The sequence below is a fragment of the Flavobacterium luteolum genome, from assembly GCF_027111275.1.
GTDB lineage: Bacteria > Bacteroidota > Bacteroidia > Flavobacteriales > Flavobacteriaceae > Flavobacterium > Flavobacterium luteolum.
The window spans coordinates 5271406-5285958 of the sequence record NZ_CP114286.1 but is presented as its reverse complement, the minus strand read 5'-3'; the positions used below and the strand labels follow the sequence as shown (position 1 = coordinate 5285958).

Annotated in this window: 9 protein-coding genes; all 9 read left to right on the top strand. The window is 36.4% G+C overall.

Translation table 11 applies throughout. The features are described from left to right. The first annotated feature begins 125 nt into the window (after positions 1-125). The 9 genes from OZP10_RS22470 (at position 126) to OZP10_RS22430 (ending at position 14522) form a co-directional block, all read left to right on the top strand. A complete protein-coding gene (locus OZP10_RS22470; protein WP_281632881.1) occupies positions 126-3347 on the top strand; it encodes a SusC/RagA family TonB-linked outer membrane protein in 3222 nt (1073 codons plus the stop codon). A 25-nt stretch (positions 3348-3372) separates the two neighbouring features. Then, entirely contained in the window at positions 3373-5268 is a 1896-nt protein-coding gene (locus OZP10_RS22465) for a RagB/SusD family nutrient uptake outer membrane protein (protein ID WP_281632880.1), read from the top strand. Positions 5269-5280: 12 nt separating this feature from the next. Continuing rightward, entirely contained in the window at positions 5281-6930 is a 1650-nt protein-coding gene (locus tag OZP10_RS22460) for a DUF5123 domain-containing protein (protein WP_281632879.1), read from the top strand. A gap of 167 nt (positions 6931-7097) precedes the next feature. Continuing rightward, entirely contained in the window at positions 7098-8741 is a 1644-nt protein-coding gene (locus OZP10_RS22455; protein WP_281632878.1) for a glycoside hydrolase family 43 protein, read from the top strand. After that, positions 8692-9969 carry a glycoside hydrolase family 88/105 protein gene (locus tag OZP10_RS22450; protein WP_281632877.1) on the top strand — a complete coding sequence of 426 codons (1278 nt, stop codon included), beginning with the start codon at positions 8692-8694 and terminating at the stop codon, positions 9967-9969. The genes OZP10_RS22455 and OZP10_RS22450 overlap by 50 nt, the downstream gene beginning before the upstream one ends. A gap of 22 nt (positions 9970-9991) precedes the next feature. After that, a complete protein-coding gene (locus tag OZP10_RS22445; protein WP_281632876.1) occupies positions 9992-11683 on the top strand; it encodes a glycoside hydrolase family 28 protein in 1692 nt (563 codons plus the stop codon). A gap of 11 nt (positions 11684-11694) precedes the next feature. Then, entirely contained in the window at positions 11695-12669 is a 975-nt protein-coding gene (locus OZP10_RS22440) for a pectinesterase family protein (RefSeq protein ID WP_281632875.1), read from the top strand. A 50-nt stretch (positions 12670-12719) separates the two neighbouring features. Continuing rightward, positions 12720-13718, top strand: a complete 999-nt coding sequence (locus tag OZP10_RS22435) for an alpha/beta hydrolase (RefSeq protein WP_281632874.1) — start codon at positions 12720-12722, stop codon at positions 13716-13718. Between the two features lie 6 nt (positions 13719-13724). Further along, positions 13725-14522, top strand: a complete 798-nt coding sequence (locus OZP10_RS22430) for a rhamnogalacturonan acetylesterase (RefSeq protein WP_281632873.1) — start codon at positions 13725-13727, stop codon at positions 14520-14522. The last annotated feature ends 31 nt before the right edge of the window (positions 14523-14553 follow it).

Sequence of the window (14553 nt, the reverse complement as noted above, 5' to 3'; positions counted from 1 at the left end):
TAGCCGCCATTGAATTTACTGAAATAGTAATATGATAGCCACAGAAAGTTATAATCTAAACTAGGCTGTGTTTTATCGTAAAATTCAAACAAAGGCTTTTAATCAAATAAAAAAATATTCTAGTTATGACTATAAAAAAATATATCTGGAGCATTTTAGCCGTCCTATTTTTGGCAGGAGGTGCTTATGCTCAGAAGCGTGTAACCGTGAGCGGTTCGGTTAGAGATAACATGGGAGGTATTCCTGGCGCAACAATTATGGTAAAGAATGAAAAAACCAATGGAGTTACCGATTTTGATGGGAAATTCAGTATCACAGTAGCAGATCCAGAAACAGCGGTTTTGATTATCAAATTTGTTGGAATGAATGATGAAGTAGTGCCATTAAAAGGACGCGTATCTGGAATTACAGTAACAATGAAAGAATCGAATAGCGAGTTAAATGAAGTTGTTGTAATTGGTTACGGTACGCAAAAACGTAAAAACTTAACTGGAGCGGTTGCCAGTATAAAAGGTACCGAATTAGCAAAAGTACCAACATCAAACGTAGCTGAAGCCTTGACGGGAAGACTTCCTGGAGTGCAGGTTACAACAGTTGATGGTTCGCCAGGGTCTGAAGTGAAAATTAGAATTCGTGGAGGAGGATCTATTACAGAAGACAATTCGCCATTAATCTTGGTTGATGGTTTTGAGGTTGCCAACTTAAATGATATTCCGCCAACAGATATCGAATCGGTAGAAGTTTTGAAAGATGCTGCGTCTACAGCCGTTTATGGTGCAAGAGGAGCAAACGGAGTTATCATTGTTACAACTAAAGTTCCAAAAGCTGGAAAAGTTTCGGTAAACATTCATAACTATACACAAATTAAAACGCTTGCCAATCATTTGGATGTTATGGATCCTTATGAATTTGTGATGATGCAGTACGAGTTTGCGCGTAAGGGAACTTCTAACCCAACTGCATTTTATAATATGTATGGCAAACCAAGCGAATTTTACATTTACAAAGGAAATAAAGGTACAGATTGGCAAAATGAAATTTTCGGAAGCAATCCAATCGCGAGATACACAGATATTAATGTAAATGGCGGAAGCGAGAAAACGAAATTCAAATTTACGTTTGTAAATCAGGATCAACCTGGCGTTTTGGTTGGAACTGGAATGCGTCAGAATTATATTTATCTGATTTTAAATTCAAAATTAACAGACAATCTTACGTTCGAATATCAAACCCGTTTAACCAATCAAACCATAGACGGTTCTGGAACAGATGGAGTGAGCTTGCTTAGAGCTTTACGTGAGGCGCCAACAGGAGGCTTAGAAGATTATATGACTTTACCTGAAGATAATACTTATTTTGATCCAGACGATTATGAAATTAAACCTCGTTTTAATCCATTCGAAGAAGCAGAGAAAAACTATCGTAAACGTACTACGAGAATATTTAACACTACTGGAGCTTTAACGTGGACAATCAAAAAAGGATTAACCCTTCGTTCTTCATTCGGTTACGAATATAAATATCAGGAAGACGGACGTTTCTGGGGAACAGATACTAAAACTGCATTAGAGAATAACAATATGCCTCTAACATATTGGTCTATGACCCAATCGCCACGCTGGCAGCTGAATAACGTATTAAACTACGGATTTAAATTAAAAGAACGCCACGATTTTCAATTGATGGTTGGACAGGAGATAAAAGATCAGGAAAGTTCAATTAAGTTTTTCCGCACCCGTTATTTTCCTGATGACATAACTGGAGAGAAAGCTTTAGACAATCTAGCTTTGGGAACTCCTTTTGATAATGGTTCAAATGCAGAATCTCCAAATAGAATTTCGTCGTTTTTTGGAAGAGCAAATTATGGTTATGACGATCGTTATTTATTTACGTTTACAGTGCGTACGGACGGTTCTACAAAATTTGGCCCAGACAACAGATGGGGAGTTTTTCCAGCGGGAGCTTTTGCTTGGAGGGTTTCGAATGAAAGTTTCCTAAAAAATAGCGAGACGGTTTCGAACTTAAAACTTCGTTTGAGTTATGGAGCTTCGGGTAACGATAGAATTAAAGGCGATTTATATGCAAAATATTACGGTGTATCTAGAGATCGTTCTGTAGGTTGGGGAGAAGAAAACCATTACTATTATAATTTTTATAACGACAAATATCTGAACAATCCAAACGTAAAATGGGAAACAACTTATACGGCAAACGTAGGTCTAGATTTTGGGTTTTTCAAAGAAAGGCTTACAGGAACTTTAGATTTCTATCATAATAAAGTAAAAGATTTATTAGTGCCATCTGATATTGCTTCGGTTTCTGGTTTTACCAAAATGATGACCAATGTTGGGCAGACTTCTAATAGAGGTGTCGAATTTGCAATTAACGGAAGTGTAATTAAGAAAAAAGACTTTCAAGTTGATTTGACTTTTAATATTGGTTATAACAAAAATAAAATTGATAAACTGGCGAGCGGCGAACAAGAATGGATTTTAAGTTCGGGCTGGGCAGGAACACAATTGTTAAATGATGATGATTATCGTGCTTACGTAGGCGGAACAAAAGGTTTGATTTATGGTTTCGTAAACGATGGTTTCTACACAATGGATGACTTTGAATCTTTTGATGCAGTAACTAAAACTTGGAAATTAAAAGAGGGTGTGGCCAATTCAAAAAATCTTTCGGGAGATCCAGTTCCAGGAAATGCTAAATTTAAAAAACTGACTCCTGTTGATCCTTCAGACCCAAATAGCTATGTAATTGGAGATAAGGACAGAAAGGTTATCGGAGACACAAATCCTGATTTTTCTGGAGGTTTTGGTGTAAATGCGATTTGGAAAAATTTCGACTTAACCGCATTTTTCAATTTCATGTCAGGGTTTGATGTTTATAACGCCAATAAGATTATGACGACTTCTTTCTTCCAGAACAACCAAAACAATTTCAGTATGGATGTAGGATTGAACAATCGTTGGAGAAATTATGATGACATGGGTAACGATCTTCGCTATTCGCCTGAACAGCTGGCAAAACAAAACGAAAATGCTACGATGTGGAATCCTGTTTCTATTGGACGTCCTATTGCTATGTCTTATGCTGTTGAAGATGGTTCTTTCTTGAGATTAAACACTTTGAGCATTGGTTATACCATTCCAAAACAAAACAGTTCAAAAGTGGGATTCAGCAGAATTAGACTATATGCTACAGGAAGCAACTTATTTGTTTGGACGAACTATTCAGGGTACGATCCAGACATCAATCTGGAAACAGGATTAACACCAAATATTGATTACAATGCTTATCCAAGAACGCGCAATTATGCTTTTGGAGTGCAATTGTCATTTTAATTAAACAATATTAAATCTCATAAAGATGAATAAAAAGATAATATTTAGTTTGCTGCTAGTTGTTGCGCTGTCTTTTACAGCCTGCGATGAATATCTAGATGTACAGCCTGGATCTGGCTTTACCCAAGCAGAAGTTTTTAAATCAGAGAAAGACATTCAGTCTGCTGTTGCGGGTGTTTATACGCTTATGCTGACTGATGATGCTTATGCTAACCGTCTTGCTTTTGTTTTTAATATGAATACGGATGTAGAAATGTCTGGCGTTTCGACCAATACTGTAAACGGAAACGGTTCTGATATTGCGTGTTACGATCCAAAACCATATTGGACTACTTTAAATGGCACTTGGAGTGCGATGTACAAAATAATCAATACCGCTAATGATGTAATTGAAGGAATCGAAAGTTCTGATTTGTATAAAGCAGATCCAAAAAATGCTCCTTCTACTATTATGCAGATGTATGGAGAAGTGAAAACAATTCGTGCAATGGTGTATTTAGACATTATCCGTATTTGGGGAGACGTTGTCTTTCGTACCAAATCTTCAACTGGAGATGAGAATTTTGCTGTAGGAACTACGGATCGAAATGTGATTCTTGAATTTTTAATTGACGATTTAAAGTCAGTTGAGCCTTATATGAAAAATGCAAACGAATTGGATTATGGAGTAGAACGTGCTTCTAGAAGTTTCAATCAAGGTTTGATCGGATTATTGGCTCTTACAAGAGGAGGATGGACGCTTCGTCCAGACGAAAACAATCCAGCAAGTATTGGGCATATGGAAAGAGGAAAAAATTACGAGGAGTATTATGATATCGCAATCCAATATCTAGAAAAAGTAATTTTAGGCAGACAGCATGATTTAAAATTGAGTTATAGAGATTTCTGGATGAAACAGAACAATTGGGAAACACCAGTTAATGATGACGTTATTTTCTCAATTCCGATGCTGAAAAACTCTACAGGTGAGTATGGATATCTTGCTGGAATTCCGATTGCTGAAGGAAATCATCCTTACGGAAGTGCTTCTGGAACTCTTAGTTTATGCGGAGAATATCTTTATTCATTTGATAATAAAGATTTAAGAAGAGATATTACCTGTGCACCGCTTTCTTACGATCAAAACTTAAATCAGGTAATTCGTCTGGATTTGGCACGTTTGGCAGTGGGAAAATGGTCTAAATTATGGATGAATGATCCGCTGGGAAGCACAAGCCAGAAAGGTACGGGAATCAACTATTCTTGGATGCGTTTTGCAGATGTATTATTAATGTACGCAGAAGCGGTGAATGAACGTTTTGGCCCTCGCGAAGATGCACGTGAATGTTTGAGACGTGTGAGAAGAAGAGCTTTTGCTCAAGCAGATTGGGCAACTAAAGTAGATAATTATGTAATGTCTAAGTCATCGCCAGATTTGTTCTTTAAAGCTATTATGGACGAGCGTAAATGGGAATTTGGTGGAGAAAGCAAACGCAAATTCGATTTGGCCCGTTGGAATAAATTCAGCGAAGTGATTTACAATCAATATTTTAAGCTATACAATTGGGGACGTGTAGCCAATGGAGCTTATGTGGCTGGCATTGATCAAGTTCCGGGAAGTATCTATTACAAAAACATTCCAGATCCTGTTAACTCTGGTAGAACAATCTTAGATATAAAAGGAATAGATGAAATTTTACAGGCTCGTCCTGCAGGTTATACAGAACTTCCGTTTGCAGTAAGCTGGTATTCATTAAACAACGAAACTGCAAGTTACGAACCAAGAAACGATATTAAATGGAGTTTTAGAGGATTCATCAATTACAACAACGCTTCATCGGTATCTCCAACAGATCCATTACGTTATTTATGTCCGTATCCTTCTAAGGTAATTACAGACCATAGAGGAGCTATTCAAAATTATTATGGATTTAATTTTTAAATCGAGCCAAGCATGAAAAAATTTAGAAAAATACTTTATATATTATCTCTTCTTGGTATCATTGCCTGTGGAGAAATGCTGATATCTTGTGAAAACGATGAGTTTAAATATCCGCAAGAACAAGATCTGTTTCAGCCAAAATTTGTACTTACAGCTCCTTTAGTAAAAGGCAACTCAATAGCTATTGTATGGTATAAAGTCAACGATGCAAAATCTTATACCGTAGAGTTGCATTTAGACAATTATTATAAAAGTTTGTACAAATCGTATACAACGACAGAAACGCAGCTTTTGATGGATGATATTCCATATAAAACCCAGTTTTATATTAGGGTGAGATCTAACCATGTAATTGATGGACATAATTCACAATGGTCTTATACCAATGCTTTAACAGAAGAGCGTCCGCCGTTTGATCCAATTTTGCATACAGTAGAAAAGGTTAATATTACAGAAACTGAAGTTACAGTAAACTGGGACATTTCTTCTCAGAATCCAGTAGACAGTATTTCCGTTTCGCCTGCACAATCTGCTGAAATTCCTGCAATTGGCCGTAAGTTAACTTCTGCGGAAATTGCTAAAGGAGAAGCAACAGTAGTTGGCTTAGAAAAAAACACATTATACAATGTTAATATTTTCGACAACAACAAACCAAGACGCTACGATAAGCCTTATAATCAGGTTTCTTTCCGTTCGGCAGGTCCATCAACATCCACTATTATTGTAACAAAAGGAATGGACTTAGATGCTTTATTGAGAACAAACAATGATGATCCGACGATTCCAGAAGGAACAGAATATTTCCTTGAAGCAGGTTCATTGTTTAAAATTACGCCTTTTACCATTTCAAAAGGATTTAAACTTACAGGAGGAACTGAAGGAGAACGCCCTCAGATCGAAATGAACGGAAACTGGAATATTGCAGAAGGCTCTTATTTATCAGAATTGGCTTTTGAAAACATTCGTTTTTATCAGACTATTGATGCAAGTTATTTCTTTAATAGCGGAACAGCTTGGAAATTAGATAAAATTACTTTCTACAATTGTGTTTTCAATTATTTCAAACGTGGATTCTGGAGACATCAAGGAAACGGAAAATACAAAGAAATTGGTGAATTTGATATGAGCTACTGTACATTTGATCAGGTTGGAGGACACTCAGGACCATACGGAACATTTGTATTTGGTTCTGCTGGAGCTGATAATGTGAAGAAAGCTAAATTCTCAAACTGTACTTTCATGAGAGATTACTATCAGACAACAGACAAGAACCGAAACTTTAAAAACCTGTTTGATTATGGTACATCGGCTTATCCGATCCAATTAGAATACCAAAATATTACGATTTATGATTATGCGTATAATAGGTCATTAATCAATATTCCGAATGCTGTCGGATCTACTTTAATCTTTAAGAATGTGTTATTGGCATCTTCTTGCGGTAAAGTAATTCAGGCAATTGCAGCCAATACACCTGTAACTTACGGAAACAATTATACAACGACAGATTATCTACTAGGTGCTGCTGCAATTCAGGGAACCGATCTGGGTATAAGTGCACAAAATTTATTTGTTGATCCTGCAAATGGCAATTTGATGATTAAAGATCCAAATTCTCCAATTGTAACCAATAGAGTAGGAGATACAAGATGGTTGCCTTAAGTTTTGTTAATTAAGTGGTTTCAGTACTTTCATGAAGTATCCTTGTGGTTGAGGATACTTCATTGTACTGTCTTCCTTAGATTAATATAAGAAAATTAGACTTTAAAACATCAAGACTTTTTTGTTGATGTTTTAATGAAGCGAATTATATAATAAAAAATAATACAATGAAATTCAAACAATTACTATTCGCCTTAGGATTATTTTGGTATTTAGGAGCAAATGCACAGGGCTGGAACGCCGACTTAGGAAATGGAAAATATAAAAACCCAATCTTACATGTAGATTATTCTGATCCCGATGTTTGTGCTGGAGAAGATGGTTATTACATGACAGCCTCTAGCTTTAACAGTGTTCCAGGACTTCCTATACTTCATTCTAAAGACCTTGTAAATTGGGAATTGATTGGATATGCATTGCAAAATCTATTTCCGATAGAACATTATCAAACTGTTCGTCATGGCGATGGCGTTTGGGCGCCGTCTATTCGTTACCACAATGGCGAGTATTTTATTTACTGGGGAGATCCTGATTTTGGGATATTTATGGTAAAAACTAAGAATCCTGCTGGTGTTTGGGATGAGCCTATTTTAGTAAAAGAAGCAAAAGGAATTATAGATACGTGTCCATTTTGGGATGAAGACGGAAAAGCGTATTTATCGTATGCTTTTGCAGGAAGCCGCGCTAATGTGAAAACAGTTTTAATGCTGTCTGAAATGGCACCAGACGGAACTAAAATAATAGGAAATCCAGCTTTGGTTTTTGACGGGCATAATGGTCACACTACCGTTGAAGGTTCAAAAATGTACAAACGTGAAGGATACTATTGGATTATGGCTCCTGCAGGTGGCGTAAAGCCAGGATGGCAATTGGCAATGCGTTCAAAAAATGTTTGGGGACCTTATGAATATAAAGTGGTTCTTCATCAAGGAGATTCACCAGTTAACGGGCCTCATCAAGGCGGTTATGTAGAAACTCCAAACGGAGACGGATGGTTTTTGCATTTTCAAGACCGTTGGGCTTATGGACGCGTGGTTCATTTGCAGCCTGTGACTTGGAAAGACGGTTGGCCTATTATGGGGAAAGATTCCAATAAAGACGGAATTGGAGAGCCTGTTATGGAATGGACAAAACCAAACGTAGGGAAAAATTATCCAGCAACGCCATTAGTTTCTTCAGATGAATTTAATAGCCATCAATTGGGACTGCAATGGCAATGGCAAGCCAATCAGAATCCTGCAGAGCATTGGGGATGGTCTTCTGCAAATCTTGGTTTTATGCGTCTAAATTGTATTCCGAAAAAAGAAGGAATAAAAACCATGTGGATGATGCCGAACCTTTTATTGCAAAAATTTCCCGGTGCCAATTTTACGGCAACAACAAAATTGACTTTCGAAAATAATCCAGATGCAGGAGTAAGCGGTTCAGGTTTGATTGTATTTGGCGAAGATTACGCTTATATCGCAATTGAACAGGATAAAGCTGGCAATTTAAATTTGGTGCAACGCATTATGAAAAGCGCCAGAACTTCTAAAGAATTGGAGAAAGAAATGGCATCGATTCCTGTCAATAAAAAAGAAGTGAGTCTGCGTGCCAAAGTAGAAATGATTCAGAACAAAGAACCTTTTGATGCTAAAGTCACTTTTTACTACAGCATTGATGGAAAGAATTTTAAAAAACTGGGAGAATCATTCAAGCCAAGCGCGGGAAGATGGGTTGGCGCTAAAATCGGACTTTTTGCAACAGGATCGAAAACTATAAATGACAGCAGTTATGCCGATTACGATTGGTTTAGAGTTGAAGAAAATTAGAAATAATATGAAGCATAAAATGAAATATTGTTTTCTTGCTCTGTTCGTTGGCATCATTTCTTTCGGGCAATCAAGATCTGCACATAAAAAAGAATTATCTCCAATAGAATGGGCAATTAAAATGGCCGATTCAGATCAAAAACGTGTTCCAAATCCAGTATTTCTGGATGGAGTTAAATATCCCAAATGGAATTATACCAATGGTTTGGTGGCTCTGGCCAATCAGAAATTGTACGATTATACTAAAAATCAGAAATATTGGGATTACGGACTTTCTTATGCGGAACAATTAATTGACAAAGATGGAAACATATTAGGAGGCTATGAACTCGATAAATACAGCTTGGATCTGATAAATTCTGGGAAAATACTTTTTGAAATTTATAAAAAAACAAATGATTCGCGCTATAAAAAAGCCATGGATTTATTGCACAAACAATTAGAAGGACATCCAAGGAATTCTGATGGCGGTTATTGGCATAAAAAGAGCTATCCGTGGCAAATGTGGCTGGATGGCGTTTATATGGCAGATCCTTTTTCAGCGCAATACGGAGAAGTTTTCAGTGATCCAAAAGCGATTGATGATGCTATCCTTCAAGCAGAATTGATTCAGAAACACACTTTTGATGCTAAAACAGGTTTGAATTTTCATGGTTATGATGAAAAGCGTGCGCAATTCTGGGCAAACAAAACAACCGGAACTTCTACACATGTATGGGGACGAGCACAAGGGTGGTATTGTATGGCTTTAGTTGATATTTTAGACTTTGTTCCTGAAAATCATTCTAAACGAAAAGACTTAATCAAAATTGTTCAACAGGTTTTTGATGGTGTTCTAAAAGCGCAAGATTCTAAAACAGGAGTCTGGTGGCAAGTAATGGATCAGCCAGGAAGAAAGGGCAATTATCTGGAATCGACTTGCTCTGCAATGTTTGTGTATTCTTTTGCTAAAGCTTACAACAAAGGTTATGTAAACGAAAAGTTTCTGAAATCGGCAAAAAAAGGCTTTAACGGAATTCAAAAAGAATTTATAAAAAACAATGAAGACGGAACTATTTCTATTTCAAAATGCTGTGCCGTTGCGGGATTAGGAGGTAAGAATCCTGAAGATAGAAACGGTTCATTTGAATACTATATTTCTGAACCTATTAGAGATGATGATGCAAAAGCAGTTGGTCCTTATATTCTAGCTGGAATCGAATTGCAAAAATCTTTAGACAAAAAATAATATATCAAAATTACAATTGGTTATGATAAAAACTAAAAGCACACTTTTTATAACAGCATTTCTTTTTCTGGCTTTTTCATGTATTGGACAAAAGAAAGGAACTGTAAATGCGTCGGATATAAAAGCTAAATCAAGTTTGAAAATCCCTTTCAAAATGCCAGAAGTGCAAATTCCAGAGTTTAAAAGAGACACTTTAAATATTCTCGATTTTGGGGCAATACCAAATACAGAACAGCTTTGTACAAATGCTATTAATTCGGCAATTGAAAAATGTTCTAAGTCGGGCGGAGGAGTTGTGGTAATTCCTGCTGGACTTTGGACAACAGGACCAATAAAACTGAAAAGCAATGTAAATCTGCATACGCAAAATGGCGCTTTTGTTTCTTTTACAAGCGATTTAAAGCAGTACAAACTAATAGAATCCTATTTTGAAGGTAATAAAGTCATTCGCTGTGAATCGCCAATTATGGGAGTTGACTTAGAAAACATTGCCATTACGGGTCAAGGAATTTTTGATGGAAATGGTGCTGTATGGAGACCTGTTAAAATCGGAAAAATGACTGCTGGGCAATGGGACGAATTGGTAAAATCTGGCGGTGTTCTGTCTAAAGACGGAAAAATCTGGTATCCTTCTAAAGGAGCTTATGAAGGGAATGAAGAAAGAAATAAATTGCCTAAAAAGGAAACTGTAGAAAACATGGAGCCTTATAAAGAAGCACTTCGTCCGGTTATGGTGAGTTTGGTTAATTGTAAAAAACTGCTTTTAGACGGTGTCACTTTTCAAAATTCTCCTGCTTGGAATGTGAATCCGTTAATGTGCGAGCATCTTACTCTACGAAACTTAACAATTCGCAATCCATGGTATTCTCAAAATGGAGATGGTTTAGATTTAGAATCCTGCCGAATCGGAACGGTAACCAATTGTCGTTTTGATGTTGGCGATGATGCGATCTGCATTAAATCTGGAAAAGATAAAGAAGGAAGAGACCGTGCAAAACCAACCGAATTTTTTGTGATTACAGATTGTGTGGTTTATCACGCACATGGAGGTTTTACAATTGGAAGCGAAATGTCTGGAGGCGTTAAAAATATATTTGCCAAAAACCTAACATTTAATGGAACAGATTGCGGACTTCGTTTTAAATCTGTTCGAGGACGTGGTGGAGTAGTGGAGAATATTTGGATGGAAGACATTCGCATGAATAATATTCCAACAGACGCCATCAATTTTAATTTGTATTATTTCGGAAAATCTTTATCAGAAGATAAAACAACAGGCGAAATAACAGTCGCAAAAGAAGCTATTTCTGATGATACGCCTGCTTTTAAAAATATGTATTTCAAAAACATTTATGTAAATGGTGCGGCTCAGGCTTTAAAAATTATGGGAATTCCAGAAATGCCAGTTACTAACATCGAATTTGATAACATGATTATCCGTTCAGATATTGGAGTTCAGTTGAACTATACGAGCAAAATCACTTTTAAAAATCTTGATTTAAGATTAGACAAACCTGGAATCGCGGTAAGTTTTTCAAACAGTCAGAATGTGAGTTTAGATGGTTTGAAATCTACAGGAGAAAATCAGATGTTTTGGGTTGGAGGTTTAGAAACAAAAGATATTTCACTAAAAACCAACGGTAAAAAAATGGTTATGGATAAAGATCTAAAAGTGCTAGAATCGATTAAAAGAGAAGTAAAAGTGGTGGACTAAAATAGAAAAAAATGATACTATTCAAATTTGTGGCCGTTTCCATTTTCTTTATGAATCTTTCGTTTGAAAATGATTCTACAACAGTAATCAAGCCTTATGATATTGTTGTGGATGCAGATGGAAAAGGAGATTTTAAAACTGTTCAAGAAGCGTTTAATTCGGTGCCATTATTAAAAACATCAGAAACTAGAATTTTTGTAAAGAATGGAATCTACAAAGAAAAACTAGAATTAGCCTTAAATAAAAATAACATTACGCTGATTGGGGAAAGCAGAGAAAATGTAATCCTGACTTATGATGACTATGCATCCAAATCGAATGGTGCAGGAGGAACAGTCGGAACTTCTGGATCTGCGAGTTTTATTGTTGCAGGTAATGGTTTTAAAGCGCAGAATATTACGTTCGAGAATTCGTCTGGCCCAGTTGGGCAGGCGGTGGCAGTTAGAATTGACGGAGACCGAATCATATTCGAGAATTGCAGATTTTTAGGATTTCAAGACACTTTATATCCAAGAGAAAGTGGCAGTAGACAGTATTATAAAAACTGTTATATCGAAGGAACAACTGATTTCATTTTTGGAGGTTCGACCGTGATTTTTGATCAATGTGAAATCTTCTCTAAAAAAGGAGGCTCTTATATTACTGCTGCCAATACGCCAGAATCCAGCGCATACGGATTTGTATTTCTAAACTGCAAACTGACTTCAAATTCAGGAGATAACTCTTATTTCTTAGGAAGACCGTGGAGAAATTATGCCAAAACTGTTTTTATAATGTGTGAAATGGATTCACACATTAAACCATTAGGGTGGCATAATTGGGGAAAACCAGAAGCCGAAAAAACGGTTTTTTATGCCGAATATCAATCTACAGGGGCAGGAGCAAATGCTGCATCAAGAGCCAATTGGTCACATCAGCTTTCAGCAGCACAATTTAAAAAGGAATATTCGATGAAAGCCATTTTTAAAGATTGGAAACCGAATTGAAGTTTTTAAAAGCATCTTTCAGAAGTTATAATCGATAAAATAAATAAAGAATGAAGTTTCAAAACAGAAAATTAAAAGCAGTATTTATTTGGGTCTGGATCTTATTTCTTCAAAAGATGAACGCGCAATATTTGGAAGGATTGACTCAGGTTAAAGACACTTCTTTCAATAATAGAAGCGCATTCAAAAAAACATTGAAATACTTTCCTAATATTTCTCTTGTTTCCGAAATGCATTTTGACGCTCTTGTGCAGAAGAACGACATTGTATATTGCACTTATGGAAAACGGAAAATGAAACTGGATGTTTTCTTCGATAAAAATAAAAAAGAAAAACAACAGACTGCCATTATACTTATTCATGGAGGAGGATGGCGATCTGGAAGCCGAGAACAACATCATCAGATGGCACAGAAATTGGCAAGCCTAGGTTATGTTTGTTTTACGCCCGAGTACAGACTTTCTACAGAAGCACTTTTTCCGGCAGCAGTTTACGATATTAAAGCTTCGATTCGCTGGGTAAGAGAAAATGCAGATACGTATAATGTTAATCCAAATCAAATTGTTTCGCTTGGATTTTCTGCTGGTGGAGAACTGGCAGCTTTTATGGGAGTAACAGGCAATATGCCTCTGTTTGAGGGAGAAGTGACAAATTCAAGCTCAAAAGCTCAAGTCAACGCCATAATTGATATTGACGGAACACTATCTTTTACCCATCCTGAAAGCAGCGAAGGAAATGATACTAAAAATATTTCGGCAGGAACTTATTGGTTTGGCTATTCTAGAAAAGACAATTCGAAACTATGGGAAGCCGCTTCTCCGTTGTCTTATGTAAATTCTTCAACTCCGCCCACTTTATTTATTAATAGTTCGATTTCTAGAATGCATGCTGGAAGAGATGATTTTAGAAAAGTTTTGACAGAAAACGGAATCTATTCGGAGGTTCACGAATTTGAAAACTCACCTCATGTTTTTTGTCTTTTCAACCCTTGGTTTGAACCAACAATTCAATATATAGATCAATTTTTAACTAATGTTTTTAAAAAATAAAGAATTATGAAATCAAGATTCACTATTTCAATTCTCTGTATGGCTTTAGCATTTGCAGTAATGTCTTTTATAAAACCAAAATCCAAAACTACGGTTTACTTGATAGGAGATTCTACTGTGGCTGATTATGCTAATAATTATGAAGAAGGGAAAGATTATAAGAAAACACGATATCCTGTTACAGGCTGGGGACAGGTTTTTCAGCAGTTTTTAGTAAAAGACAGCCTAAAGAAAATCGATAAACTGATTAAAACTGACAGTGCTTTTGTAGATGATAGAGCCAGAGGTGGACGAAGCACTAGGACTTTCTTTCAGGAAGGGAGATGGCGTCTGGTTTACGAAAATCTAAAAAAAGGTGATTTAGTTTTAATGCAGTTTGGCCATAATGATGCCGCCGAAGATAAGCCTGAACGATATGTAAATATTGAAGGCTATAAGGAATTTCTAAGGCTTTTTGTAGAACAGACAAGAGCAAAAGGGGCAAAACCGATTTTGATTACGCCGGTAGCCAGAAACTTTCCGTGGAAAGACGGAAAACTGCAGAATATTCATGGTTTATATCCGCAGGCAGTAAAAGATATAGCCAAAGAATTGGATGTGCCATGCATTGATTTAAATCAAAAATCGATCGATTTTTTCACCAAAAAAGGACAGCCGTATGTGAGTGAAAATTATTTTATGAATTTCAAAGGAGGTATATACGAAGCTTATCCGGAAGGACAAAAAGATAACACACATTTTCAAACTAAAGGAGCTGAAGAAGTGGCAAGATTAGTTTTTGAAGGAATGAAAGAATTAAACTAATATTTTATTTAAACCGTCAGAAGGGTTTGAG

Coding starts and splice junctions, on each gene's coding strand:
- OZP10_RS22470 (WP_281632881.1), top strand. CDS start 126: ATGACTATAAAAAAATATATCTGGAGCATTTTAGCCGTCCTATTTTTG.
- OZP10_RS22465 (WP_281632880.1), top strand. CDS start 3,373: ATGAATAAAAAGATAATATTTAGTTTGCTGCTAGTTGTTGCGCTGTCT.
- OZP10_RS22460 (WP_281632879.1), top strand. CDS start 5,281: ATGAAAAAATTTAGAAAAATACTTTATATATTATCTCTTCTTGGTATC.
- OZP10_RS22455 (WP_281632878.1), top strand. CDS start 7,098: ATGAAATTCAAACAATTACTATTCGCCTTAGGATTATTTTGGTATTTA.
- OZP10_RS22450 (WP_281632877.1), top strand. CDS start 8,692: ATGACAGCAGTTATGCCGATTACGATTGGTTTAGAGTTGAAGAAAATT.
- OZP10_RS22445 (WP_281632876.1), top strand. CDS start 9,992: ATGATAAAAACTAAAAGCACACTTTTTATAACAGCATTTCTTTTTCTG.
- OZP10_RS22440 (WP_281632875.1), top strand. CDS start 11,695: ATGATACTATTCAAATTTGTGGCCGTTTCCATTTTCTTTATGAATCTT.
- OZP10_RS22435 (WP_281632874.1), top strand. CDS start 12,720: ATGAAGTTTCAAAACAGAAAATTAAAAGCAGTATTTATTTGGGTCTGG.
- OZP10_RS22430 (WP_281632873.1), top strand. CDS start 13,725: ATGAAATCAAGATTCACTATTTCAATTCTCTGTATGGCTTTAGCATTT.